The organism is Arthrobacter sp. sptzw42, assembly GCF_059089685.1.
Genome location: NZ_JBNHEX010000001.1, coordinates 366,102 through 391,388 on the forward strand (window position 1 = coordinate 366,102; position 25,287 = coordinate 391,388).

Annotated in this window: 24 protein-coding genes and 3 tRNA genes; 18 read left to right on the forward strand and 9 right to left on the reverse strand. The window is 65.8% G+C overall.

The annotated features are described in order from the left end of the window. Positions 1-6 precede the first annotated feature (6 nt). On the forward strand, positions 7-1,491 hold the full coding sequence (locus AC5RT4_RS01645; RefSeq protein WP_494040938.1) for a CoA-acylating methylmalonate-semialdehyde dehydrogenase: 1,485 nt from the start codon (positions 7-9) through the stop codon (positions 1,489-1,491). 6 nt (positions 1,492-1,497) lie between these two features. Here the strand turns inward: AC5RT4_RS01645 and AC5RT4_RS01650 are convergent, their stop codons facing one another. The 3 genes from AC5RT4_RS01650 to AC5RT4_RS01660 are packed head-to-tail and all read right to left on the reverse strand — an operon-like array spanning position 1,498 to position 4,156. Then, positions 1,498-2,010 (reverse strand): hypothetical protein, encoded by a 513-nt coding sequence (locus AC5RT4_RS01650; RefSeq protein ID WP_494040937.1) that lies wholly within the window; start codon positions 2,008-2,010, stop codon positions 1,498-1,500. A 13-nt stretch (positions 2,011-2,023) separates the two neighbouring features. After that, on the reverse strand, positions 2,024-3,241 hold the full coding sequence (locus tag AC5RT4_RS01655; RefSeq protein ID WP_494104684.1) for a winged helix DNA-binding domain-containing protein: 1,218 nt from the start codon (positions 3,239-3,241) through the stop codon (positions 2,024-2,026). 45 nt (positions 3,242-3,286) lie between these two features. Then, on the reverse strand, positions 3,287-4,156 hold the full coding sequence (locus tag AC5RT4_RS01660) for an SGNH/GDSL hydrolase family protein (protein WP_494104685.1): 870 nt from the start codon (positions 4,154-4,156) through the stop codon (positions 3,287-3,289). A gap of 77 nt (positions 4,157-4,233) precedes the next feature. Between AC5RT4_RS01660 and AC5RT4_RS01665 the strand changes: the two genes are divergently transcribed. Then, positions 4,234-4,884 carry an alpha/beta hydrolase gene (locus AC5RT4_RS01665; RefSeq protein ID WP_494040934.1) on the forward strand — a complete coding sequence of 217 codons (651 nt, stop codon included), beginning with the start codon at positions 4,234-4,236 and terminating at the stop codon, positions 4,882-4,884. Between the two features lie 30 nt (positions 4,885-4,914). Here AC5RT4_RS01665 and AC5RT4_RS01670 read toward each other — a convergent pair whose 3' ends face one another. Then, positions 4,915-5,148: an RNA-binding S4 domain-containing protein gene (locus AC5RT4_RS01670; protein ID WP_494104686.1), complete on the reverse strand. Its 234-nt coding sequence runs from the start codon at positions 5,146-5,148 to the stop codon at positions 4,915-4,917. Positions 5,149-5,180: 32 nt separating this feature from the next. Between AC5RT4_RS01670 and AC5RT4_RS01675 the strand changes: the two genes are divergently transcribed. The 3 genes from AC5RT4_RS01675 (at position 5,181) to AC5RT4_RS01685 (ending at position 8,725) form a co-directional block, all read left to right on the forward strand. Next, positions 5,181-6,173 carry a DMT family transporter gene (locus tag AC5RT4_RS01675; RefSeq protein WP_494040932.1) on the forward strand — a complete coding sequence of 331 codons (993 nt, stop codon included), beginning with the start codon at positions 5,181-5,183 and terminating at the stop codon, positions 6,171-6,173. A 135-nt stretch (positions 6,174-6,308) separates the two neighbouring features. Continuing rightward, the gene (locus AC5RT4_RS01680; RefSeq protein ID WP_494104687.1) at positions 6,309-7,694 is read left to right on the forward strand and encodes a glycine--tRNA ligase; all 1,386 of its coding nucleotides are present in this window, start codon (positions 6,309-6,311) and stop codon (positions 7,692-7,694) included. Positions 7,695-7,696: 2 nt separating this feature from the next. Then, on the forward strand, positions 7,697-8,725 hold the full coding sequence (locus tag AC5RT4_RS01685) for a GNAT family N-acetyltransferase (protein ID WP_494104688.1): 1,029 nt from the start codon (positions 7,697-7,699) through the stop codon (positions 8,723-8,725). A gap of 76 nt (positions 8,726-8,801) precedes the next feature. On the opposite strand, the gene AC5RT4_RS01690 is transcribed toward AC5RT4_RS01685, so the two are convergent. Continuing rightward, entirely contained in the window at positions 8,802-9,560 is a 759-nt protein-coding gene (locus tag AC5RT4_RS01690; RefSeq protein WP_494104735.1) for an alpha/beta hydrolase, read from the reverse strand. A gap of 84 nt (positions 9,561-9,644) precedes the next feature. Between AC5RT4_RS01690 and AC5RT4_RS01695 the strand changes: the two genes are divergently transcribed. The 6 genes from AC5RT4_RS01695 (at position 9,645) to AC5RT4_RS01720 (ending at position 15,957) form a co-directional block, all read left to right on the forward strand. Then, the gene (locus AC5RT4_RS01695; protein WP_494104689.1) at positions 9,645-11,111 is read left to right on the forward strand and encodes a YibE/F family protein; all 1,467 of its coding nucleotides are present in this window, start codon (positions 9,645-9,647) and stop codon (positions 11,109-11,111) included. 70 nt (positions 11,112-11,181) lie between these two features. Beyond that, positions 11,182-12,357 carry a tRNA dihydrouridine synthase DusB gene (dusB, locus tag AC5RT4_RS01700; protein ID WP_494040928.1) on the forward strand — a complete coding sequence of 392 codons (1,176 nt, stop codon included), beginning with the start codon at positions 11,182-11,184 and terminating at the stop codon, positions 12,355-12,357. Then, positions 12,341-13,639 carry a deoxyguanosinetriphosphate triphosphohydrolase gene (locus tag AC5RT4_RS01705; protein WP_494040927.1) on the forward strand — a complete coding sequence of 433 codons (1,299 nt, stop codon included), beginning with the start codon at positions 12,341-12,343 and terminating at the stop codon, positions 13,637-13,639. Before dusB ends, AC5RT4_RS01705 begins: the two co-directional genes overlap by 17 nt. Positions 13,640-13,691: 52 nt before the next feature. Further along, entirely contained in the window at positions 13,692-15,608 is a 1,917-nt protein-coding gene (gene dnaG / locus AC5RT4_RS01710) for a DNA primase (protein WP_494104690.1), read from the forward strand. A 76-nt stretch (positions 15,609-15,684) separates the two neighbouring features. Next, positions 15,685-15,757: transfer RNA gene (locus AC5RT4_RS01715), tRNA-Asn, on the forward strand. A 124-nt stretch (positions 15,758-15,881) separates the two neighbouring features. Next, positions 15,882-15,957, forward strand: a tRNA-Asn gene (locus AC5RT4_RS01720). Positions 15,958-16,003: 46 nt separating this feature from the next. Here the strand turns inward: AC5RT4_RS01720 and AC5RT4_RS01725 are convergent. From AC5RT4_RS01725 to AC5RT4_RS01735, 3 genes are all read right to left on the reverse strand, one after another. Beyond that, positions 16,004-16,411 (reverse strand): hypothetical protein, encoded by a 408-nt coding sequence (locus AC5RT4_RS01725; protein ID WP_494040925.1) that lies wholly within the window; start codon positions 16,409-16,411, stop codon positions 16,004-16,006. A gap of 94 nt (positions 16,412-16,505) precedes the next feature. Beyond that, positions 16,506-16,694, reverse strand: a complete 189-nt coding sequence (locus AC5RT4_RS01730) for a hypothetical protein (RefSeq protein WP_494040924.1) — start codon at positions 16,692-16,694, stop codon at positions 16,506-16,508. Between the two features lie 4 nt (positions 16,695-16,698). Then, positions 16,699-17,922, reverse strand: coding sequence for a multidrug effflux MFS transporter (locus AC5RT4_RS01735; RefSeq protein WP_494040923.1), 1,224 nt, complete (start codon positions 17,920-17,922; stop codon positions 16,699-16,701). 181 nt (positions 17,923-18,103) lie between these two features. On the opposite strand from AC5RT4_RS01735, the gene AC5RT4_RS01740 reads away from it, so the two are divergent. The 6 genes from AC5RT4_RS01740 (at position 18,104) to AC5RT4_RS01765 (ending at position 23,368) form a co-directional block, all read left to right on the forward strand. After that, positions 18,104-18,958 (forward strand): phage holin family protein, encoded by an 855-nt coding sequence (locus AC5RT4_RS01740; protein ID WP_494104691.1) that lies wholly within the window; start codon positions 18,104-18,106, stop codon positions 18,956-18,958. 101 nt (positions 18,959-19,059) lie between these two features. Beyond that, positions 19,060-19,683, forward strand: a complete 624-nt coding sequence (locus tag AC5RT4_RS01745; protein ID WP_494040921.1) for a CDP-alcohol phosphatidyltransferase family protein — start codon at positions 19,060-19,062, stop codon at positions 19,681-19,683. Next, positions 19,683-20,591 (forward strand): DMT family transporter, encoded by a 909-nt coding sequence (locus AC5RT4_RS01750; RefSeq protein ID WP_494040920.1) that lies wholly within the window; start codon positions 19,683-19,685, stop codon positions 20,589-20,591. The genes AC5RT4_RS01745 and AC5RT4_RS01750 overlap by 1 nt, the downstream gene beginning before the upstream one ends. 96 nt (positions 20,592-20,687) lie before the next feature. Beyond that, a complete protein-coding gene (locus tag AC5RT4_RS01755) occupies positions 20,688-21,884 on the forward strand; it encodes a glycosyltransferase (RefSeq protein WP_494104692.1) in 1,197 nt (398 codons plus the stop codon). Positions 21,885-21,958: 74 nt separating this feature from the next. Next, positions 21,959-22,032 (forward strand) — tRNA-Ile (locus AC5RT4_RS01760). 145 nt (positions 22,033-22,177) lie between these two features. After that, complete coding sequence (locus AC5RT4_RS01765; RefSeq protein ID WP_494104693.1) at positions 22,178-23,368, forward strand: acyl-CoA dehydrogenase family protein; 1,191 nt, start codon at positions 22,178-22,180, stop codon at positions 23,366-23,368. A gap of 31 nt (positions 23,369-23,399) precedes the next feature. Here the strand turns inward: AC5RT4_RS01765 and AC5RT4_RS01770 are convergent, their stop codons facing one another. After that, a complete protein-coding gene (locus AC5RT4_RS01770; RefSeq protein WP_494104694.1) occupies positions 23,400-23,942 on the reverse strand; it encodes a M23 family metallopeptidase in 543 nt (180 codons plus the stop codon). Between the two features lie 432 nt (positions 23,943-24,374). On the opposite strand from AC5RT4_RS01770, the gene rpsB reads away from it, so the two are divergent. Further along, complete coding sequence (gene rpsB / locus AC5RT4_RS01775; RefSeq protein WP_494040907.1) at positions 24,375-25,253, forward strand: 30S ribosomal protein S2; 879 nt, start codon at positions 24,375-24,377, stop codon at positions 25,251-25,253. Positions 25,254-25,287: the final 34 nt, after the last annotated feature.

The following is a 25,287-nucleotide window of genomic DNA, read 5'->3' on the forward strand; positions in this document are numbered from 1 at the left end:
ACTTTCATGCAAACCATCCCGCATTACATCAACGGCAGCCGCGTCACCGACGCGGAACGCTTCGGCCCCGTCTTCAACCCCGCCACAGGAGAGCAGGAAAAGCAGGTGGCGCTGGCTTCGGCCGCCCGCGTGGAGGAAGCCATCGCCGCGGCCAAGGCCGCACTGCCGGCGTGGCGGGCAACGAGCCTGGCCAAGCGGACCAACATCTTCTTCCGCGTCCGCGAAATCCTTAACCAGCGCAAGTCCGAACTGGCTGCCGTCCTTACCAGCGAGCACGGCAAGGTGCTTTCCGACGCCGAAGGGGAGATTTCCCGCGGGCTCGAGAACATCGAGTTCGCCACCGGGCTCTCCCACATGCTCAAGGGGGAACGCTCTGAGCAGGTTTCCAGCGGCGTGGACGTTCACTCCGTCCGGCAGCCTGTAGGCGTGGTGGCCTGCATCACCCCGTTCAACTTCCCGGCCATGGTGCCGCTGTGGATGATCGGCAGTGCACTGGCGTGCGGCAACACCGTCCTCCTGAAGCCGAGCGAAAAGGATCCCTCATCGGCCGTATTCATCGCGGAAGTCTTCGCGGAAGCGGGGCTGCCCGCCGGCGTGCTGAACGTGGTCCAGGGAGACAAGGAAGCGGTGGATGTCCTGCTTGAGCACCAGGACGTGAAAGCCGTCAGCTTCGTGGGCTCAACGCCCATCGCGCAGTCCATCTACAAGCGCGCGGCGGACCACGGCAAACGGGTCCAGGCACTGGGCGGGGCCAAAAACCATATGGTGGTCCTGCCTGACGCGGACCTGGACATGGCAGCCGACGCGGCCGTGTCGGCTGCCTACGGCTCAGCGGGTGAGCGGTGCATGGCAGTGAGCGTGCTTGTTGCGGTGGGCAACGTCGCTGACGACCTCGTGGCGGCCATCAAGAGCCGGATGGCGACGCTCACCATCGGCCCGGGCACGGACCCGGCATCGCAGATGGGCCCGTTGATTACGGCGGAGCACCGTGAGCGGGTGGCCTCCTACGTGGCAGGCGCAGAGGACGAAGGGGCCACGGTGGTTGTTGACGGCCGCTCGCAGCAGTTCGATTCAGACGGGTTCTTTATTGGCGTCAGCCTGGTGGACAACGTCAAGCCGGGCATGAAGGTGTACGACGACGAAATCTTCGGGCCTGTCCTGTCCGTTGTCCGCGTGGATACCTACAATGACGCCGTCCAACTGGTCAACGACAACGAGTTCGGCAACGGCGTTGCCATCTTCACCCGTGACGGCGGCGCCGCCCGGCAGTTCGAGTTCGACGCGGAGGCGGGCATGGTGGGCGTGAACGTGCCCATCCCGGTGCCGGTGGGCACCTTCTCCTTCGGCGGCTGGAAGAACTCGCTGTTCGGTGACACGCACATGTACGGGCCGGACAGTATCCGCTTCTACACCAGGGGCAAAGTGGTCACCACCCGGTGGCCGGACCCCGCGACGTCGGTCATCGACCTGGGCTTTCCGCAGGTCGACTGAGGCGCGTCAGCCGTTCATGATCTCGCCGCGGCGGGCCATGTACTCCTCAACGGACAGTTCGCCGTTGCTGTACTTCTCATCCAGCTCCGCCAGCCTGCGCGCGCGGTAGCCCTGCGGGGCCGACGGCGGCGGGGGAGTTGCAGGGGCGGCCGGCTGCTGGGGCACCTGGGGTTGTCCCTGCACCGGCTGGCCCTGCTGGTATTGCCCATGCTGTTGCTGCCCGTACGGCGGGAACTGCTGGTCCATCGGCGGGACCGGCTGGACGGGCGGCAGCGGCTGGGGCCGGTCAAGGCCGCGGAATCCGCCGCTGAAGTAGTCCTGCTGGGTGAAGCCGTCCCGGGGCTGTTTGTTCTGCGGGCCGGCTGAGCCCGGGAACTGGCCTCCGCCCGGGAACTGCTCGGGGTAGCGCCCCAGGAAGCTCTGCTCCTGGTTCCTGCGGGCCACAGACTTCCGGTACATCCGCATGGCCATCGGGATCAGGAATGACAAAATGATGATCCAGAAAAACAAGTTGCTCACGGTGCCGTGCCTCTCATATGTGTCCCTCAAGCTTAGCCCCGGAGTGCACGCGAACGGCCGGGAGCCCGGTGAATGCGCCGTACCGGTCCACTGCTTCCTGCACTGCCGCGGCCACTGGAGAACCCGGCGTCCCAGCGGAGAGTGACAGCCGGATATCCAGCTCGCAGCGGCCGGGAAGCAGCGTATGCCGCCAGGCGCCGGCCATCTTCCCGTCCAGCAGCACCACGTGCATCGGCTGGCCTTCAGAGGGAAAAGCGGGTGCGCTGCCCCCGAGGTAGTGCCGGGTGGCGGAATAACCCATGATGTATTCGTCGTAGCACTGGACCAGGTCGATCCGGGGCCGGCCTTCCGGTGAGACGGCGGCTCCGTCTCCTGCCCCGGCTTCAGGACTGCCGGACTCAGCATCGCGGGCGCCAGTGCCGGCGGCTTCAGGACTGTAATAGAACAAGACGCCGTCTATAAGGGCTGAGGCGAGAGCCCCCGGTTCAGTTTCCAGGGTGAGCTGCAGGCCCTTCCTGACGTCCGTCATGGTCATTCCCGACCAGTCGGCGCAGTCCTTGGCTGTGGCAGGACCGCGGCCAGTGAAATAGCGGCGGGCGAGTTCGGCCAACGCCTCCTCCCGGGTGGGCGCCGTCCCTGGCCCGGCGGGAACCCGCTCTTCAAAAAGCGCGTATGTCTGCTTCAACGCTCCGCCACGGCTTCGCACGGGCGTCCCGCTCACCAGGACACCGCTGATTTCGGCATGCATAATCAGGTAGGCCAGCTCCAGGCCCTTCGCCGTAAACCCGGCCCCGCGCAGCCGGTCCGCAAGGCCTTCACGGGTCAGGTGGTTTCCGTCCGCAACAGCCCGTGCCAGCACGTCGGCGCTCCGCGCGGCAGCGGCCGCGTCAATGCCGGTGCTGCGGTAGGTGAAGGCATTGGCCTGCTCAAGCCGTGGCCCGGAGAGCGCACGGAGCCAGCGCAGATCGTCCCGGTGAACGAAGTGCCAGGTGGGCCGGAGGATGTGGGTGCGCAGGATCCGGCCGTCCGCCACAGCCTGTTCAATGTCAGCAGCCGTCACGGGTGCACGTCCGGCGGCCGATACGCGCTGGGCGAGACTCCACCGGGCGTACGGAAACTCCTGTGCCTGCACGGCCAGGAGCCTCCGGAGTGCCGCTTCGGGAGAGGCCGCGGCAGGTGCCCGGAGCAGCTGGGACCGAAGCCGCATCCGCACCACCGCATGGGGTTCCATGCCTGCCCGCCTGAACTGGCCGCCGTCGGGATTATCCTGCGGGCGCTAGCGCCTGGCAGCCTCGGTGGTGCCCAAAGGACCCTCGCCGGATCCCAACGGCACGCCGGGGCCAAAGACTGGCCCCGGCGTCGGACGCTTGGCGGTGATTCCATCTCCGGAGGACTGGTGCCGCAGCCGGCGCAGCACCCAGGGCACAAAGTACTCGCGCGCCCACACCAGGTCACCGGAGCGCGCCTCGCGCCAGGTGCGGGAAGGCACAGGCTTGGGCTGGAGCGGCTCCAGTGTGTGCTCAACGTTCAGCGAGTCCAGCACCATGGCCGCGATGGTGTGGTGGCCCAGCGGAGAGAAATGCAGGCGGTCCTGGTCCCACATCTGGGGATCGCTGAGCTGGCGCAGGGACCACATGTCCGCGATAACGGCGTCGTGCCGGGCAGCCACGGTGCGAAGGTTCTCGTTGTAGATGGCAACCTTGCTGCGGATCCTGCCCAGCACTGACGAGCCGGTGTCGGGGCCGTTAAAGAGGACCACGGTGGCGCCGCCCATCGCCAGGATCTGCACCACGGAATCGAGTTTTTCGGCGAGCGCGTCGGGGTCACCGCCAGGGCGGATGAGATCGTTGCCGCCGGCCGAGAGGGTCACCAGGTCCGGCTTCAGTGCCAGGCACGGGGCAAGCTGCTGGTCCACGATCTGCTGCAGCAACCGGCCGCGCACGGCGAGGTTGGCATAGGCGAAGTCGGGCTGGGTGCGGCCCAGTTCCTCCGCCACACGGTCCGCCCAGCCGCGGTAGCCGCCGGGGCTCGAGGGCTCGGGATCGCCGATGCCCTCGGTGAAGGAATCGCCCATTGCCACATAGCGGGTCCAGGGGTGGGATCCGGCGTGGGCGGTGGGGGTTCGAATGGCACTCGTGTCAGTCACGGTCCTATCCTGCCTTCCGCTTCGCTGGCTACGCGAACGTAGGTTGTTACCTGGGGGTAACTGTAAGAATGGAAACCATGACCGAAGCCGAAGTATTTCCTGCCCCTGTTGTTTTGTGGTCACATCCGGAGGACCAGCGCGACGGCAGGCCGCTGCTGGTGCTGCTGCACGGCTACGGCGCCAACGAACAGGACCTGCTCAGTCTGGCTGACCTGCTGCCGGGGGACTTCGCCGTGGCCTCAGTCCGGGCCCCCATCGCCATGGGCCCGGGCTTCACCTGGTTTCCGCTCACGGCCTCCATCGAGTACTCGCTGGATCGGGTCAAGGCAGCGTCGTCCTTTGTGCTGGATTGGATCGACACCATCAAAGTAGGACACCCCTCGGTGTCACTGCTGGGCTTTTCCATGGGAATGGCCATGGCCACCACGCTCCTGCGGCAGCGCCCCACTGACTTTGCGGCCGTCGTCGGGCTCTCGGGCTTTGTGGTGGACGCGGGCGGCGACCCCAGCTTCAGGGACTCCGAACTGGACGGCACCATTCCCATGTTCTGGGGCCGGGACCAGCAGGATCCGGTGATCACTCCGGACAGGATCGACTACACCATGGGCTGGGTCCGCAAGCACGTCAAGCTCACCAAGGTGCTGTACACAGGCATGTGGCACGGGATCAACCAGCAGGAGATCGGGCACGTGGGTGAATTCCTCACCCACGAGGTGCTGAAGAAATAGGCGGACGACGCCGGGCGCCTGCCCGGGAGGTCAGCCCGCCTTCGGTGCCACCACCCGGACGGTCTGCCCGTTCACTGTGACGGTGTCCCCGTGATGCAGCTGCCGGCCGCGGCGGTCATCGATTTCGCCGTTGACTTTGACGAGCCCGTTCCTGATGAGATCCGCCGCCTCCACGCCGTCCTCCACAAGGCTGGCGAGCTTGAGGAGCTGGCCGAGGCGGATCATACTGTCGCGGATGGGAATGTTTTCAACGGGGTTGCTCATGAAGCAATGATGCCTGACGTAAGGTGGATTCGGTGACCTCCAGCCCCCGCCTGCCGCTGCTCGCAGGCCTGCCGTTGGCGGTGGGCGCTGGGCTGGCCATTCCGCTTCAGGGCCGTGTCAACGGTGCCCTTGGTGCCCGTTTGGACGACGGCATTGCCGCTTCCGTCGTGAGTTTCAGCACAGGCCTTGTGGTGATGATCCTGATCTCGCTGCTGCTGCCGCGCGGCCGGGCCGGGCTGGCGCGGATCGTACCTGCCGTCCGCAGCAGGGCCTTTCCCCGGGTTTATGTTTTCGCCGGCGGGATCGGGGCGCTGTTCGTTTTTGCCCAGTCCTTCACGGTGGGCATCCTGGGTGTTGCCCTCTTCACGGTTGCCACCGTTACCGGCCAAACCGTCAGCGGCCTGCTCGTGGACCGGTTGGGCATCGGGCCGGCAGGCAAGAGACCCGTCACCGCGATCCGGCTCATCGGCTGCCTGCTGACCATCGCCGCTGTCGCCTGGGCAGTTTCGCCCCGGTTCACCGGAACCGGCGGGGGAGCGCACGACGGCGGTCCTGCTTTCCTGGTGCTTCCCCTCCTTCTTCCCGTCGCGGCCGGGTTCCTGATGAGCTTCCAGCAGGCCATGAACGGAACGGCAACAGCCCATTACGGCACGCCCATTGCAGCTACCCTGGTCAATTTCGTGGCAGGTTCGCTGGTCCTCTGGACGGCGTATGCCATCAAGGTGGCCGTTGCCGGGCCGGGCAATCCGTTGCCGGGGGAGTGGTGGTACTACGTTGGCGGCCCGATGGGGTGCGTGTTCATCGGTTTGGGCGCCCTGCTGGTGCGCAGCCTGGGCGTCCTGGTGACGGGGTTGGGCATGATCGCCGGGCAGTTGCTCGGCTCGCTCGCCCTCGACGTGATCCTGCCGGCGCCCGGAAGCGTGGTTGCCCCGGCCACAGTGCTCGGCACCATCCTCACTCTCGCGGCCATCATCCTGGCCACCCTGCCCTGGCCTCGGGGCGCGCTCCACAGTGGGCACCGGTAGGCTAGGTCACGCAGCTTTCTGCATCTTCCTTCATCCGCCCCCGCGGCAGCCAGCGGTTGCACACCGCCGGCTTACCGCGGGCCCGAAAAACCGCGGACCGCACCCAGCGGCCCTGTAGAAATTGGAGTTTTCCCCATGGCAGCAAAATCCGTTCTCGACCAGGTCATTTCCCTCTCCAAGCGGAGGGGTTTTGTGTTCCAGGCCGGTGAGATCTACGGAGGTTCGCGTTCTGCCTGGGACTACGGGCCCCTCGGCGCGGAGCTGAAGGAAAACATCAAGCGCCAGTGGTGGCAGTCCATGGTCCGCGGCCGCGAGGACGTGGTGGGCCTGGATTCCTCCGTCATCCTGCCCCGCCAGGTATGGGAAGCCTCCGGCCACGTGGAGGTCTTCTCCGATCCCCTGGTGGAGTGCCTGTCTTGCCACAAGCGCTACCGTGCGGACCACCTTGAGGAAGAATACGAGGAAAAGAAGGGCCGCCCTGCCGAGAACGGCCTGAAGGACATTGCCTGCGCGAACTGCGGCACCCGCGGCGAGTGGACCGAACCCCAGGAGTTCTCCGGCCTGCTCAAAACCTTTTTGGGTCCCGTGGCCAGCGAGGAAGGCATGCACTACCTGCGGCCGGAAACGGCTCAGGGTATCTTCGTGAACTTCAACAACGTGCTCACCACTTCGCGCAAGAAGCCGCCGTTCGGCATCGGCCAGATCGGCAAGTCCTTCCGCAACGAGATCACGCCGGGAAACTTCATCTTCCGCACCCGCGAGTTCGAGCAGATGGAAATGGAGTTCTTCGTCGAGCCCGGCACGGACGAGGAATGGCACCAGTACTGGATGAAGGAGCGCATGTCCTGGTACACGGGCCTGGGCATCCGCCAGGAAAACCTCCGCTTTTTCGAGCACCCGCAGGAAAAGCTGAGCCACTACTCCAAGGGCACCACGGACATCGAGTACCGCTTCGGTTTCCAGGGCTCGGAATGGGGCGAGCTTGAAGGCATCGCCAACCGCACGGATTTTGACCTCTCCACTCATGCCAAGGCCTCCGGCACGGACCTGAGCTACTTCAACCAGGCCACGAACGAGCGCTACACCCCGTACGTGATCGAGCCTGCGGCCGGCCTCACCCGGTCCTTTATGGCGTTCCTGGTGGACGCGTACACGGAGGACGAAGCCCCCAACGCCAAGGGCGGCGTAGACGTCCGCACTGTCCTGAAGCTGGATCCGCGCCTGGCCCCGGTCAAGGCAGCCGTGCTGCCGCTGAGCCGCAACGAGGACCTGTCCCCGAAAGCCAAGGACCTCGGCGCGCAGCTGCGGAAGAACTGGAACATCGACTTCGACGACGCCGGGGCCATCGGCCGCCGCTACCGCCGCCAGGACGAAATCGGCACCCCGTTCTGCATCACGGTGGACTTCGACACCCTCGAGGACCAGGCCGTCACCATCCGCGAGCGGGACACCATGAGCCAGGAACGCGTCTCCCTGGACAAGGTGGAGGGCTACCTGGCCGCCCGCCTGATCGGCGCCTAGCCATGGCCATCGAATACCGCGAATGGCGCGAGGGCGACGACCTGGCCCTCCTGGAAATCTGGGGCGGCCCCGAAACGTACCAGGCGCGGCAGTTCCGCGGCGCCCTGGCACCGTCATCGGACGGAAGCGGCTCGCCATGGCGGCGCTGCATCGTGGCCGAGGACGTCATTGACGGCGTCGGCATTCCGGTTGCGGCTGGCGTTGTCTACGAGGCCTCACTGCACCCCGAGCGGCTGTGGGCCTACATTGAGGTGGCACGCGATCACCGCCGCTCCGGCATCGGCGCCACGCTCCTGACCATGCTGCGCCGCGAAGCCGGGCAGTCGCCGTCGGGCGTGTCCAGGTTACGGGCCAAGGTGGAGCCGGGCACTCCGGGTGCCGCCTTCGCAGAGCATTTCGACCTTTCGCCTATCCAGCGGTCCCGGCTGGTGGTTGTGGAGCCGGGCGCCCTGCGGCTTCCGGTCTTCCCGGCCAAGGACCACGACGGCGGGCCGGCGAACGATGAGAACGCAGGCTCCGACGTCGTGATGGACCTGGCTACCGGGTCCGTGGAGCTGACCGATGTGGTGGGCCGCTATTACACGGCCATCCACGACTGGGATTCGCCGGGTGTGCTGTCCGTGGGCCAGGTGCAGAAGCTGTTCCTGGACGATCTGACCGGCGCGCACGGGGCCATCGTGCTGCGTGCGCAGCCGGAGTCCGCGTTCGGGGCGGGGGTTTCGCCCAGCAGGAAGGGCCGGATCAGGGCTTTCGCAGTGAGTTATGCAGCCCAGGCGCAGGGCCCGGAACAGGACACGGCGCCGCAGGGGGAACAGGTTCCTACTGACGTGTTCGTTGGGCACGAACCCGCGCTTGCCCCGGAGGACGCCGCCGAGGCCGTCCGGGACATGCTCGCGCTGATTGCTTACCAGCACCCGGTCATGCTGGAACTGGACGATTCAATGACGGCCCTTCGCGCCGCCGTCGAGCCCCTCCTCGAAAACGGCAAGGCGCGGCTCTCCGGTTCCGAAACCCTGGTCGTGTCGGACTAGGAAGACTGACCCACCTGACCCGCAGCGATCGTCCCCGGCGTTAACTGCGGGTCATGCGGGCAGCCTCTCTGCAGCGTTACAGGGTCACCTGGACGGCCGATGCCGGCAGCAGCTGGCCAAACCCGCGGGGAAGGGCAACATCCGCCCCGGTTGCGTCGTGGAATGCCTTCAGCACAAATCCCGTGGACAGCGAATGCCACAGGCCGATCTTGCGGAACATGAAGTGCCCCACGCCTTTCAGGGCAACGTACTGCATCGACTGGGCACCTGCGGCGGCCCGGCGGGCGAACGCGAGCGACGCCGGCGGGCTGGTCCACCTGTCGACGGTGCCGTGGACAATGAGCACCTTCCGGCCGGCCACTGCCGAAACCGGAGTCCCGGTGCTGAGCCAGGGCGCCAGGGCAACAACAGCTTCCACCTGGGGGTGGTCTGCAGCGCAGACGGCAGTCAGGCCGCCCATCGAGTGCCCCACCAGGAACACCGGAACGCCCGGGTGCCGGCTGCTGATCTGTTCAAGGGCCCAACGCGCATCCTGCAGCGGCGACATGTCGGCGCCGTTCCAGCCGCGCACGCTGTTGCGGAGGGACCACACCGCCAGTCCGTTCTGCCGGCCGGCCCGGTGCAGGTGCCGCGCAAAGGGGATCATCCGTGCCGGGCTCAGGTGGATGGCTTCCACCGGCTCGCGGCTGTGCGATTTTCCGCCGTGCAGCACCAGGGCAACCCCCAAGGTGGGCCCGGACGCCGGAAGAACACTGAGTGCGGCCTGGGGGGCGGCGTCAGAAGCAGTTCCGGCGGCATTGAAACGGCCGCTTTCTCCCGTGCTGCGGTTGGCCATGCCCGGTTCCTCCCAGTTCTGACGGTCCATTTATCAACCCTATGGTGCCGGACGTAGAGTTCAAGGTATGAGGTTCTACTGCTGATGGGCTCCGGTCACTCCCACGCTTCCACAGGCCATGCGGAGCCTTCACCGCAGGCAATGGCCGCCCGCCGGAAGGCAAACAGGATCCTCGCCGCGGTGCTGATTCCCCTGACGCTCCTGACCCTGGCCGGCATGGCGATGCTCTGGCCCTCCGGAAGCAAGGAGGGCATCTCCCTGGCCAACCCCTACTCCGCCGCTCCGGGGGTCACGTTCGACACCGGATCCATCCAAAGCGTCGTCACCGAGAACTGCATGCAGGGCGTCGCCCAGCAGGGGCCGGGCGAGCAAAGCCAAACCCAGCAAAGCCAAAACCAACAGGGACAAAGCCAGCAGGGATCTGACTGTACGTTTGCCTTTACCGAACCGGACAAGGGCGGAAGCCCCGTCAAGGTGGTCATCAACCCGGATGTCGCCAAGTCGCACGGGGTGAAGCCTGGCGACCAGATCCGGTACCTGAACCTTTCCAACGCCCAGGGCGCCTCCGCCTCCCAGGGTTCACCCGCCTTCATCTTCGTGGACTTCGTCCGGACCCTGCCGATAGTCCTGCTCGCACTGCTTTACGCTGCGGTGGTCATCGCAGTTGCCCGCTGGCGGGGCCTCCGGGCGCTGATCGGACTCGTGGGGGCCTACCTCGTGCTGGCCGGCTTTATGCTTCCAGGCCTGGTCGAAGGCAAACCGCCGCTGCTGCTGGCCCTGGTGGGGTCGACCGTGATCATGATCGGGGTGCTGTACTTCGCCCACGGCTTCTCGGCCCGGACGTCCACCGCCCTCCTGGGCACCATGTTCGGGCTCGGAATAACAGCGCTCCTGGCAGCCTGGGCCACCGGCGCCGCAAACCTTGCCGGCGTGGGCAATCACGAGGCAACCACCCTGGTGAACACCTCAACCAACATCTCCATCTCGGGTGTGATCCTGTGCGGGCTCATCATCTCCGGACTCGGTGTCCTGAATGACGTGACCATCACCCAGTCCTCCGCCGTGTGGGAGCTGTACGAACTGGCACCGGGCAGCAGCGCACGGAAACTGTTCACCTCCGCCATGCGCATCGGACGCGACCACATCGCCTCCACCGTCTACACCATCGCCTTCGCCTACGCCGGAGCCGCCCTGCCGATCCTCATCATCGTGATGCTCTACGACCGCCCGCTCGCGGACACCCTCACCAGCGCGGAGTTGTCGGAGGAGGTCATCCGGACCCTGGTCGGCTCCATCGGCCTGGTCCTGGCAATTCCGGTCACCACCCTCATTGCCGTGCTGGTGGTGAAGGCCACCGGCGCACGGGCAGTGGAGCCCGCGGGTTCCGGAGGCCTCCAAACGGAATCGGGCCAGGGTGAAGCCGCCGCTGCTGAAAGGCCGGCCCGTCCGCCCCAGCCCGCCGTCAACCCGGACGACGTCAGCGATACAGGCACGCTTGCCGCCGCTGCCCTGCAAACCCGGCGGGGGCGTAGGGCGGCCGAGCGGGACTGACGGCGGCGGTCACCGGGGGAGCGGGACCCGCGCGCACGCCCGATTTGCCCGGCTTTGCAACAATGGACAGGTGACTGTTGCAACTCCTCCCGCCCCCAAGCTGGAACTCCCGCCCCTGAGGCTGGGCCCCATCACCGTGGACACCCCGGTGATCCTGGCGCCCATGGCCGGCATCACCAACTCGGCTTTCCGCCGGTTGTGCCGTGAATACGGCGGCGGCATGTACGTGGCGGAGATGGTCACCTCGCGCGCGCTGGTGGAACGGACGCCTGAGTCCCTGCGCATCATCTCCCACGATGATGACGAAAAAGTCCGGTCCGTCCAGTTGTACGGTGTGGACCCTGGAACAGTGGGCCGCGCCGTCCGGATGCTGGTGGAGGAAGACCGGGCAGACCACATCGACCTGAACTTCGGGTGCCCCGTACCCAAGGTCACCCGTCGCGGCGGCGGCTCAGCCTTGCCCTGGAAAATCGACCTCTTCACCTCGATCGTGCAGACCGCCGTCAGGGAGGCCTCAAAGGGCAACGTCCCGCTCACCATCAAGATGCGCAAGGGCATCGACGACGACCACCTCACGTACCTAGACGCCGGCCGCATCGCCCGGGATTCCGGTGTTGCCGCCGTCGCCCTGCACGGCAGGACCGCGGCCCAGTTCTACTCGGGACAGGCGGACTGGTCCGCGATCGCCCGCCTTCGCGAGGCGCTGCCAGACATTCCGGTGCTCGGCAACGGCGACATCTGGTCTGCCGAAGACGCTGTGCGGATGGTCCGCGACACCGGTGTTGACGGCGTGGTGGTGGGGCGCGGCTGCCAGGGCCGGCCTTGGCTGTTCGGGGACCTGCAGGCAGCCTTCGAAGGCAGCGACACCCGCTTCCGGCCCAACCTGCGCCAGGTGGCCGAGGGCGTGTACCGGCACGCCGAACTTATGGTGGAAACCTTCGGCGACGAGGGCAAGGCGCTGCGCGAGATCCGCAAACACATTGCCTGGTACTTCAAGGGATACGTGGTGGGCGGGGAACTGCGGACCCGGCTGGCCCTGGTGACCAGCCTGCAGGTGCTGCGGGATACGCTCGCCGAACTGGACCTTGAATCGCCGTACCCGGGCAACGACGCCGAGGGTCCCCGGGGCCGCGCGGGCTCGCCGAAGAGGCCTGCCCTGCCCAAGGACTGGCTGGACTCGCGGGCGTTGAACGCGGACCAGTCCCGGGACATTGCTGCGGCGGAACTGGATGTTTCCGGTGGCTGAAACGCGCACTGCTGCCCCGGTCCTGCCGGGCTATGACACCCATGATTCCGCCCGCTGGGTGGAAGAGCCGCCCAAGAACATTTACCGGTCGGACTTTGAGCGTGACCGCGCCCGGGTGCTGCATTCCTCCGCGCTGCGCAGGCTCGGGGCCAAGACCCAGGTGGTGGCGCCGGACACTGACGACTTTGTCCGCACCCGCCTCACCCACAGCCTGGAAGTGGCGCAGGTGGGCCGCGAACTGGGACGCGCCCTTGGCTGCGACCCTGACGTGGTGGACACTGCCTGCCTCAGCCATGACCTCGGCCACCCGCCGTTCGGCCACAACGGGGAATCGGCGCTGAACGAGGTGGCCCACGCCATCGGCGGTTTCGAAGGCAACGCCCAGACCCTCCGGCTGCTGACCCGCCTCGAACCCAAGGTGCTGACGGCAGACAACCAGCCGGCCGGGCTGAACCTCACCCGGGCCAGCCTCGACGCGGCAGCGAAGTACCCCTGGTCCGCGCTGGAAGCCCCGGTGATCCACGGCCAAAGGACCAGCAAGTTCGGCGCCTACGAGGACGATCTCCCCATCTTCAACTGGATCCGCGAAGGCGCACCGGAACGCCGGTCCTGCCTGGAGGCGCAGGTCATGGACCTCGCCGACGACATCTCCTATTCGGTCCACGACGTCGAGGACGCGATCGTCGCCGGACACTTCCAGCTCCGCTGGATGGACAACCCGGACCACCGCGCCCGGGTGGTGGGTTATGCCAGGCAGTGGTACCTGCCGCACAACGACCCCGCCGCCATCGATGCCGCCCTGGCCCGGCTGGAGGCAACCGACGTGTGGGTGCGCGAAGCGGACGGCAGCCGCAAGTCCATGGCAGCCCTGAAAAACATGACCAGCCAGCTCATTGGCCGGTTCTGCCAGAGCGCCCTGGAAACCACGCGTGCGGTCTACGGCCCGGAAAACCTGACCCGCTACAACGCCCAGCTCATGGTGCCGGACGAGACCATCATGGAGATCGCGGTCATGAAAGGCCTGGCCACCACCTTCGTGATGACCACCGAGCACCGCCAGCCGATCTACGAGCGCCAGCGCGAGGTGCTGCACGCCCTGGTAACCGCCCTGAGCGCCACCGGGGACCGTCATCTCGAGCCGATGTTCGCGGCGGACTGGCGTGACGCTCCCGACGACGGAGCCCGCCTTCGCGTCGTAATCGACCAGGTGGCGTCACTCACCGACGGTTCGGCGCTCGCTATGTATGAACGCCTGGTGGGGAGCCTTCCGTCACTGTGGTGAGGAACGCCATAAGGCGCCCGGCGCAGTCGTACCCCGGGGCTAGGATGGCTCTGTGGCTGGGCTGATCAAACGTGAAGACATCGACGAAGTACGCCAGCGCACTGACATCAAGGAAGTGGTGGACGGCTACGTCACGCTCAAGGGCGCGGGGCTGGGCACCTTCAAGGGCCTGTGTCCGTTCCACGACGAGCGCTCGCCGTCCTTCACCGTCCGCCCCCAGGTAGGCCGCTACCACTGCTTCGGCTGCGGCGAGGACGGCGACGTCATCGCGTTCGTCCAGAAGCAGGACCACAGCTCCTTCCAGGAGGCCGTGGAGAAGCTGGCAGCCCGGATCGGCTACGAACTCCGGTACGAAGACGGCGGAACAGGGCCCAGCCGCGAGGAAGTCGGGCGGCGGCAGCGGCTGCTGGATGCCCACAAAATTGCGGATGAGTTCTTCCAGGCGCAGCTGCTGACGCCCGGTGCCGCCGAGGGGCGGACCTTCCTGCACGGCCGCGGGTTCGACCGCGCCGCCGCCGAGCAGTTCGGCGTCGGCTACGCCCCGCAGGGCTGGGACTCGCTGCTCAAGCACCTGCGCAACCGCGGCTTCACCGATTCCGAGCTGAAGCTCACCGGCATGTTCTCTGAAGGAAACCGCGGCATTTACGACCGGTTCCGCGGCCGCCTCATCTGGCCCATCCGCGACATCGCCGGCGACACCATCGGCTTCGGTGCCCGGAAGCTCTACGAAGACGATCAAGGGCCCAAGTACCTGAACACCCCGGAGACCACCCTCTACAAAAAATCCCAGGTGCTGTACGGCATCGACCTCGCCAAGCGCAACATCGCCAGGGACCGGCAGCTGGTGGTGGTAGAGGGCTATACGGATGTGATGGCCTGCCATCTGGCAGGGATCCCGACGGCGGTGGCCACCTGCGGCACCGCGTTCGGCACCGAGCACATCAAGGTCGCCCGCAGGCTGCTGTCCGACGACGGCACCGGGGGAGAGGTCATCTTCACCTTCGACGGTGACGCCGCGGGTCAGAAGGCGGCATTGCGTGCCTTTGAAGAGGACCAGCGTTTCACCGCCCAGACCTTTGTTGCCGTGGAGCCCACGGGCGCTGATCCGTGCGACCTGCGCCAGACCAGGGGCGACGAGGCCGTGCACGCGCTGGTGGAGTCCCGGCGGCCGCTCTTCGAATTCGCCATCCGCAGCACGCTTCAGCAGTTTAACCTGGACACCGTGGAAGGCCGGGTGCAGGGCCTGAAAGCGTCCGTACCGGTGGTTGCCGCCATCCGTGACGCATCCACCCGCACCGGATACTGCCAGGCGCTCACGGGCTGGCTGGGCATGCCGGACCCCAACGAAGTGCTGCGCCTGGTAACTGCCGCGGTAAAACGCGGAGACCAGGCAGGGCCACCCGCAACAGATGCCCGGACTTCCGCACGTGCCGCCCTGCCGGGCGGTCCGGGCGTCGCTGCCGGGCCGGTGCAGGGCGCCGTCCCGTCCTTCCACCGCCCGGACCCGCGCGATCCTGTGGCGTCCATGGAGCGGCAGGCCCTGGAGGTGGCACTGCAGGAACCCGCACTGCTCGGTGGAGGGGTCTGGGAGCGCTTTTCCGCTGCCCGGTTCGCCACCCCGGCTTTCCAGGCGGTCCACGACGCCATGCGCGCCACGGACCCTGCCCTCACGGCCGATCCCGTGCGCTGGGTGGAGCATGTGATGAACGAAGTCCCCGAACCGCTGCGGCCCCTGGTGTCCGAACTGGCTGTGGTGCCATTGCCCGCCAGCACGGAGGAAGCAGTGCAAAAGTATTGCCGGGACATCCTCGCGCGGCTTTTCGAACTCCAGATCACCCGGACCAAGGCGGACAAGATGGGCCAGCTCCAGCGGCTGGACCCGGGGGCGGATCCCGAGACCTACCAGCGGCTCAACCGCGAGCTCATGATGCTCGAAATGGAACGCCGCGCTTTGCGTGCGGATGCCTGATCCGTTCGCCGCACCACCCCGCCCGCCCCGATTTCGTTTCCCGGCCACACCTTTGCTAGGCTAATACCCGCTTCATTCCTCCTTAGCTCAATTGGCAGAGCATTCGACTGTTAATCGAAGGGTTGCTGGTTCAAGTCCAGCAGGAGGAGCGCGCAATCCCCGTTCCGGACTCCGGAACGGGGATTTTTTTGTACCCTCAAAGCCTTCCCGGCCCGGCAAAACCGCCGATTTCACTTTGGCGTGGATCCTTTGCTAATGTCATACCTGCTTCATTCCTCCTTAGCTCAATTGGCAGAGCATTCGACTGTTAATCGAAGGGTTGCTGGTTCAAGTCCAGCAGGAGGAGCCAAGAGAAAAATCCCCGTTCCTCCATTGGAGACGGGGATTTTTCTTTCCTAGACGAAGTCCATCTCCACTTGAAGAAACCGCTCCGCCTCGGCTACGGCGGCCAGGAACGCCTCCTGCTCGGTAGGCGACCTCCGCGGCTGGCGCGGGTTCCACTCATGCGGCGCCGAATGGACGCGCACAAAGCCCGTTTCCGGCGGCGCATAGAAGATCCCAAAGCGCTGGACGGGCCACTCGGGTGAGGTTTCCGGGGCTACCAGCAGCGCGGCCTTGAAGGCGGGGTTGTACCACTGGGCGATCGGACGGCGGCGGTCCTCCGTAAACAGGCCGGCGGCGTAGAGGGCGGCGGACTGCTCGCCGCTCTGGGCACGCAGCCGGTCCCACCACAGTGGCAGTATCCGGGCATCGCACCGTTGCCACGTGGCCGGAAGCGGCGGTTGGTTCTGCCGGCGGGACACGGACACAGTTTATCCCGTAGGGCACCGCGACGGCAGACATGGCGCCGCGGCCCGGCCGTGCCGCGGGAACGTCGGGGAAGCCCTGCGGCCAGTGTCAGGGCCGGTTCCAGGGCCCCGGGTTGACGCGGTACAGCAAAGCCGCTCCTGCAATCATGCCCAGGGCGATCCCCATGGCAGGGTTGCCCAGGGCCCGGCCTGCAAAATAGCCGGCGACGGCGCCAAGCACCGCTCCGAGGAACAGGCCCCGGCGGTTCCGGTGCGGCTTTCGCCGTGGATGCTTCATGGCTTCAGTGGATCGAGGGGACGGTGCGTGGCCGTACCACCAGCCAGAGGGCTGCGATGGCCAGCAGGATGCAGGCACCCTGCACGGCGCCCATGGGAGCTGCGCTGTTGATGCCCAGCCAGCCGACCACAGGGGAGATGAGTCCGGCCATCATGAAGGTCGCGAAGCCGAGCAGGGAAGCAGCGGTGCCGGCCTGGGCGGCGTGGCTGGCCAGGGCGAGCACCTGCACGCAGGGAAACATGAAGCCGGTGCCCATGATGTAGAACCACAGCGGGACCATCACGCCCCAGAGGCCGAACCCCAGCTGGTCGAACACCACGATCAGCATTGCCATCACGAACATCCACGCCGTGGCGCCGGCAAGGATCCACTGCGGCGGCACGCGGCGGATCAGCCGCGAACTCGTCTGGATTCCGGCCACGATGCCCAGCGAATTGATGCCGAAGAGCAGGCCGTACTCCTGGGCGGAGAACCCGAAAACGTCCTGGAACAGGAACGGGGACGCCGAAAGATAGGTGAACAGGCCGCCGAAGTTCAGGCCAGCCACCATCAGCAGCCCAACGAAAACCCTGTCGGTGAAGAGAACACGGTAGCGCTGGCGGGCTGTCATGCCGCTTTGCCGGCGTTTTTCCGGCGGCAGCGTCTCGCGCACCAGGAACAGGGCGGCGACGATGACCAGGGTGCCGTAGGCGGCAAGGAAAACAAAAATCCCCGGCCACGGCATCACCAGGAGCAGCTGGGAGCCAATCACAGGCGCGAGGATCGGCGCCAGCCCGCTGACCAGGGACATGCGGGAGAACATCCTGACCAATGCATAGCCGGAGAACAGGTCCCGGACCATGGCCATCGCCACCACGCCGCCGCCGGCAGCGCCCACCCCCATCAGCACGCGGAAAATACCCAGGGTGGTGATGTCCGTGGACAGGGCTGCGCCGAGCGAGGCTGCGATATGCAGGGCCGTGGCCAGGATCAGCGGAGTCCTCCGGCCGAACCTGTCGCTGAACGGGCCCACCACCAGCTGGCCGAGGGCGAAGCCCACGGTCGTTCCGGCGAGGGTCAGCTGGACCTGGGCCTCACTCACGCCCAGGCTCGCCTCCAGTGCGGGAAAGGCGGGAAGGTAAAGATCGATCGTGAACGGACCCAAGGCCGTCAGGGCACCGAGGAGGAGGATGTACAGAAGTTTCCGGCGTCGGCTTAACAGGTCGCCCGGATTGCTGGGTGTGGTCACGGAGATTAATCCTATGGCCGGGGGCTAAGGGAATTCTCCAGCGTTGTAGGCCGCGCCGTCCGGCAAGCCACGGGGGCCGGTCATTCAACCGAATGATACTTTTGGTGCCGGGGACTGTGCAGCTGCACTTTCCCGCAGCACATGGAAGCCGAATTGGCCATGAAACAGTAAGGCGGAACCGATGAGCGGACGTCACAGCGGGCGGACCAGCCCGGGATTGCGCATCGCTGCGCTGCCCGGGACGCTTAAACTCCTTTTCCGGTTGGCGCCCCGCCAACTGAATGACGAAGTCGCTTTCGCGAAGATTGAGCTTAAGCGCAAGGGTATCCAGGTCGGAGTTGCCTCAGCCTTCCTCGTCGTGGCGCTTGTCTTCCTCCTCTTCCTGCTGGTCGGCCTGATCGTTGCCGCGATCATGGGCCTGGCCACGGTCATGCCGGCGTGGCTGGCCGCCCTGCTGGTCTCTGCGGTTTTTCTGCTGATAGCACTCATCGGTGGCCTTATCGGCATGCGCAAATTCAAGAAGGCGATGCCTTTGCTGCCGGAGGAAACCATCCGCGGCATCAAGCACGACATCGGCATCGCGAGGGAAGGCTCCGCCTACAATCCCGCAATCCTCGATCCGCAAAGCCCCGAGGCAAAAGCGGCCAAGGCTGCCAAGGCGCAGGCCGATGCCAAGGCCAAGGCCGAAAAGGAGGCCAAGGCAGCGGAGCACAACAAGGAATACCCGCAGGCCTCCGAGCCGGACCTCGTCCGCCGCCTCAACCAGCGCCGCCACCACCTCACAGAGGTCCGCGACGATCTCGGCGATGAGCTCGATGTCAAAGCCCAGGCCCAGTTCCTGCTGGCTGCCGCCCAGGGCAAGCTCCACCAGGGCCAGGTTCTCGCCGGGCGGGGCAAGGACCTTGCCGGACGCCGGCTTGCAGCACTCTCCGAGTCCGCCGGAGGCCTGGGTAACCGGTGGAAGCCACTGGCAGCCTTTGCGGCTGCCGGCACCTTGTTCGTCGTCCTGGTCCGCAAACTCCTGAGGACCTACTAGCACCAGGCTTCCTCCCGCGCTGCAGCGTGCAGCGCGGCAGGTCCGTCGGCAGGAACCGTTAGCCCGCGCCCGAGGGGCAGCAGGAAGGAAAGGGGGTCGGGATGAAGTTCATCGGTGCCGGCTCCCGTCCCGGACGCCCCCAGGTGGACCATGACCGCGTGTTCACCATCCCCAACCTGCTCACTGTGGTCCGGTTCATGGGCGTACCGCTCTTCGTCTGGCTGGTCCTGGCCCAAAAGGAATACGGCCCCGCCGTAGTGGTCCTGGCAGTGATGGGCTGCACCGACTGGATTGACGGCTACGTAGCGCGCCGCTTTGACCAGGCCTCCAAGCTTGGCCGGGTCCTGGATCCCATCGCGGACCGGCTGGCGCTGATCGCCGTCGCGGTCACGCTGGTGATCGCCGGGATTGTGCACTGGCTGTACCTGGCCGCACTGCTGATCCCGGACGCCGTGCTGCTGGTGCTCACGCTGTCATTCTTCGGCGGCCACCCGGACCTGCCCGTCAGCGCCGTGGGCAAGGTCCGCACCGGCCTGCTGCTCCTAGGCACGCCGCTGCTGGTCCTGTCCCGGCTGGACACCGCGTTCTCGGGCGGGCTGCTCGTCACTGCGTGGATTGTCCTGGGCCTTGGCCTCGTTGGGCACTGGATCGCGGCCTACAACTACTTTTGGGCCATCCTGCGCAAAGGCAGAATGGTCCAGGACCACGACGGCGGGACCTCCTGATGGTGTGGGTGGCGGTTGGGCTGGCACTGCTGGGTGCTTTCTGCCTTGCCCTTGGTGCCCAGCGCCAGGGGAGCGCGGTTAAAGCCGACACCGGTGGCCTGGCGCTGAGCTCCAACGGATTCCTCCGCCTCCTCCGTAACCCGCGGTGGGTTTTCGGCCTCCTGCTGCTGTGCGCGGGCATGGCCATGAACGCGGTGGCACTGGTGTCCGCCCCGCTCACCGTGGTGCAGCCGATCGGCGCCATCGCGCTCGTCATCACAACCGTCATCAATGCCAAGGACCAGGACCTCACCATTAACCGCGCGACAGTGGTGGCCATCAGCGCGTGCGTGACGGGCTCTGCGCTTTTTGTGCTTCTGGCCGTCAACGTCACCCAGGAAAACCACCATGTGAGCCTGGACGCCGAACTGACCATCGTGCTGCTGCTGGCCCTCGCCGTCGGACTTTTCGGCACCCTTGCAGTGATGTTCAAGCACCGCATCAACGCTTTTATCTACATCCTTGGCGCCGGCGTACTGTTTGGCTTCGTAGCAGTGCTCACCCGGATCATCGGCAAACACCTGCTTGACCCGAACGGGCTGTTCCTGCTGAACGTTCAGTGGTACTCGGTGCTGGCCCTCATCGCCGCGGGAGGTCTGGGTTCGTGGTTTGTCCAGAACGCCTACTCCGCGGGTCCGCCGGACCTGGTGATTGCGGGACTTACGGTGATCGATCCGCTGGTAGGGATCGCCATCGGAATTGTCATCCTCGGTGAACTCCGCCCCGATGTCCACGCCGTGATGGCCATTGCCATGGGAACCGCTGCTTCCCTTGCTATCGTGGGGGTAATAGCCCTTTCAAGGCACCATCCCGAGGTTACCAAGCGCAAAAAAGACGCTCGGAAGGCCGCGGGCAGGCCGTCCCACTAGTCCGTCCAGCCACTACACGAGGCCCCCGCCCATAGCGGCGGCCAACCGTGCTGCCAGTGCCAGCTGTCCGCACCGTGACCATCAGGAGTTCTCCACGTGACCACGCCCGCAGACCAGCAGCCCCTGACCATCCTGATCGCCGCGGACACCTATCCGCCCCATATCAACGGGGCAGCCCAGTTCGGGTACCGGCTGGCCAAGGGCATGACGGGCCGGGGCCACAACGTGCACGTGCTGGCCTGCCGCGCGGACAACGGGAAGAGCTTCACCGAGTTCCGGTCAGAAGCAACGGTGCACCGCCTCCGCTCGCACGGCGTGCCCACGCATGAGTACTTCCGGATCTGCTTTCCCTGGGAAATCAAGAAGGAAATCAGCCTCCTTTTTGACCGCGTTAAGCCTGATGTAGTGCATATCCAGAGCCACTACATGATCGGTGAGCATGTCCTGTACGAGGCCGACAAGCGGGGCATCCGGATCGTCGCCACCAATCACTTCATGCCGGAGAACCTCAACCCGTTCCTGCCGTTTCCGCAATGGTTCAAGAACATCATCGGGCGGATCTCCTGGAAGGACATGGGCAAGGTGATGGGGCGGGCGGACGTGGTAACTACGCCCACCCCGCTGGCGGCCAAGGCGATGCACCAGCACGCTTTCCTCCGCAAGGTCCTGCCGCTCTCGAACGGCATCGACTCGGCCGCCTACGAGCTTCAGCCGGGCGAGCACATTGAACCGCACGCCCACCCCACCGTGATGTTTGCCGGCCGCCTTGCCGAAGAAAAGCATGTGGATGTGCTGATCGAAGCCATCAGCAAGACGCCCCCGGAGCTGAACGTGCACCTGGAAATCGTGGGTGGCGGCGAGGTGCGTTCCTCCCTCGAAACCCTCGTCCAGCGGCTGGGCCTGGGGGACCGGGTGAAGTTCCTGGGCCTTGTCAGCGACGAGGAGCTGCGGGAGACCTACATCAAGGCTGATCTTTTCTGCATGCCAGGGACTGCGGAGCTGCAGTCCCTGGTCACCCTGGAGGCGATGTCCGCTTCCACTCCCGTGGTGCTGGCGGATGCCATGGCTTTGCCGCATCTGGTCCGCGATGGCGAGAACGGGTACCTGTTTACCCCAAACGACAGTGATGATCTTGCCAAGAAGATCACCATGATCCTTGAGCTGCCAGCGGACCAGCGCGCCGTGATGGGCCAGGTCAGCCGGCAGATGGTGGAACCGCACAGCCTCGAAGGCACCCTGCAGACTTTCGAGGACCTGTACCGGGGGGCGCGCTTCGAGGACAAAGTGGTCTGAAGGCTTTCCCGGGTTTGCTAGAGTAATTTTGCCCTGCCGGCGCATCCCTTTTGCCGTGGCGGGCCAGGGCGTCTGGGGCTATAGCTCAGCTGGTTAGAGCGCGGGACTCATAATCCTAAGGTCCTCGGTTCAAGTCCGAGTAGCCCTACCCAAAGCGCGTAACCGCGGCCGGCACTTGTGCCGGCCGCGGTTTTTTCTTCCTTAAGCGTGCCTGCTGAGGTATGTTACTGAGCAGTAACTTAACGTGCTCCTTCCGGGGCCCCCGGTCACCGCTGATCATTTGCGAGGTAAACATGTCCACTTCCGCTGCCGACCTCAACAACCTGCCTTACGCCGATGGTGACTTTTATGCCTTCGAGCAGTTGCTCAGCGGGAAGGAGCAGGACCGGCTGTCGGAAGTCAGGGAGTTCCTGGCACGTGAGGTACGGCCTATTGCGGTTGACTACTGGAACCGCGCCGAGTTTCCGATGGACCTGATTCCCAAGCTGGCGGATATTGACCTGGTCAGTCCTGTGCGCAGGCAGGGCCACTCCAACCTGTTTGCGGGCCTGATGCATGCTGAGGTGACACGCGCTGACGCGTCCATTTCCACCTTTATGGGCGTCCACGACGGGCTCTTCACCGGTTCCATTGAAGCGTTGGCCTCCCAGGAGCAAAAGGAGGCTTGGCTACCGGACATCTATTCGCTCAGGAAGATCGGAGCCTTCGGCCTGACGGAGCCCCTGGGCGGATCCGACGTAGCGGGGGGTACGCGGACCACTGCCCGCCGCGAGGGTGGTTCGTGGATCCTGAACGGGGCCAAGCGCTGGATCGGGAACGCCACCTTCTCCGACTGGGTGGTCATCTACGCACGCGACATCCAGGACAACCAGGTCAAGGGCTTCCTGGTGGACACCCGGCTGGAGGGCTTCCGCGCGGAGAAAATCGAGAACAAGATCGCACTGCGGACGGTCCAGAACGCCGACATCACCCTGGACAACGTGGTGGTGCCTGAAATCTGCAAGCTTGCCCACGCCAATAGCTTCCGCGACGTCAACAAAGTCCTGAAAGTCACCCGCCTCGGCGTCGCCTGGCAGGCCGTCGGCCAGCAGCTGGCTGCCTTCGACGTGGCGCGGCGCTACGCGGTGGAACGCCACCAGTTCGGCCGGCCGCTGGCCTCCTTCCAGCTGGTGCAGAGCCAGCTGGTCCAGATCCTGGGCAACGCCGTCAGCTCCATGGGCATGATGGTGAGGCTGGCCCAGCTCGAGGACGCTGGGGTGGCCAAGGACGAACAGTCCGCCCTGGCCAAGGCCTTCACCACGGCAAGGATGCGTGAAAGCGTTGCCATCGGCCGGAACCTCCTGGGCGGCAACGGCATCGTGACCGACTTCGAAATGGCCAAGATCTTTGCCGACGCCGAAGCCATCTACTCCTACGAGGGAACGCACGAAATCAACACCCTCGTGACCGGCCGCGCCATTACCGGCATCTCAGCCATCGTCTGAGCCGGCGCGGTCCGGTTCCACGGCACCTCAGCTACTGCGGCGGTGCTGCTAGGGGCAGCAGGATGGACGGACGCAGGTCCAGAACAAACTGCAGCGGATTTACGTAGTCCTCGCCCCGCCTGACACCCCAGTGGACGCACGAAGCCCCGGGGCAGTGCCCCGGCAGGGCAGTGCCAATAACCTGGCCCGCGCCCACCGCGGCTCCCGCGGCCAGGCTGCTCTCCACCGGTTCAAAGCTGCTGCGCAGGCCGTTTCCGTGATCAATGGTGATCACCGGCCGGTCCACCACAACCCCTGCGAAGCTGACAGTGCCTGCCGCCGGCGAGGTGACCTGTGCGCCGTCCGACGCTGTTGCCAGGTCCACACCACGGTGGCCGCTGAGCCACGGCTTGGGCGGCGGGTCGAAGTCGCGCAGGACCGGCGGCCGGGGACTGAGCGGCCACTGCCAGGAAGGCGCCGGCTCCGCCGCTGCAGGCTCTGTGGACAGCAGGGGGCCGGACACCAGCGTCTCGCCGGCGGGGGCAAGGGAAGCGGGCAGCAGGAGCAGGGCCGCGAGCAGGACCGGAGGTTTCATAGCCCCAGCCTGCACCGGCGGGGAAGTACCTTGGCAGGGCCAGCCCGGCCTATGTGGATAAGGCCTGGCATAGCGGTGTCCCGTCCTTGGGGCGCGGGTGCCTGTAGTACACTTGATGGAGCAGTTTGCTGCGCCCTCAACGCTGTCCGTCCGGCGGCTATCCCAATGGTTTTCCCAACGGTATACGCCCCTGTCCGGGTTTGCGTCGGCACGTCTCATTCAGGAGTGTGGGGGAGTGGCAGCTGACTACGCGTATCCAGCCCTCCAGCGGAGGATCATGCTTCTTGCGGTCAGCGCCCCTGGTGCTGATGAGAAGTGCGATGGATGCCAGGAGCAGGGCCCGCCCGGGCCCGGCTAATAAACCGTCAACTATTGGCAGGGTAAGAAGCCCAGGGGCTTTCTCATGAATGACCTGCCGGAAGGAGCGTCGGCATGCCCGTCGTAACCATGCGCCAGCTGCTTGACAGCGGCGTCCACTTTGGACACCAGACCCGCCGTTGGAACCCGAAGATGAAGCGCTTCATTTTCACCGAGCGCAACGGCATCTACATCATTGACCTTCAGCAGTCGCTGTCCTACATCGACCGCGCCTACGAGTTCGTAAAGGCCACCGTTGCACACGGCGGCACCGTTCTCTTCGTCGGCACCAAGAAGCAGGCCCAGGAAGCAATCGCCGAGCAGGCAACCCGCGTGGGCCAGCCGTACGTGAACCAGCGTTGGCTCGGCGGTATGCTGACCAACTTCCAGACGGTCGCCAAGCGCATCCAGCGCATGAAGGAACTCGAAGAGATCGACTTCGACGACGTCGCCGGCTCCGCGTACACCAAGAAGGAGCTGCTGCTCCTCAAGCGTGAACTCACCAAGCTCGAGTCCAACCTCGGCGGTATCCGCAACCTGACCAAGGCACCCTCCGTGCTCTGGATCGTGGACACCAAGAAGGAGCACCTCGCCGTTGACGAGGCCAAGAAGCTGAACATCCCGGTTGTGGCCATCCTGGACACCAACTGCGATCCGGACGAGGTCGACTTCCCGATTCCGGGCAACGACGACGCCATCCGCTCCGTGAACCTCCTGACCCGCGTTGTTGCCGACGCCGTTGCCGAGGGCCTCATCGCCCGCAACAACCGCGCCACCGGCACCACCGAGGCGCCGGAAGAGCCGCTGGCCGAGTGGGAGCGCGAGCTCCTCGAAGGCAGCAAGGCTGAAGAAGCTGCTCCCGCCGCTCCGGCGGAAGAAGCTGAAGCACCCGCTGCTGCCGAGGCAGCTGCCCCGGCAGAAGACGCTGCTGCTCCGGCTGAAGACGCCAAGTAACAAATAAATCCGGATTCTCCTGCGCCGCCCTGCG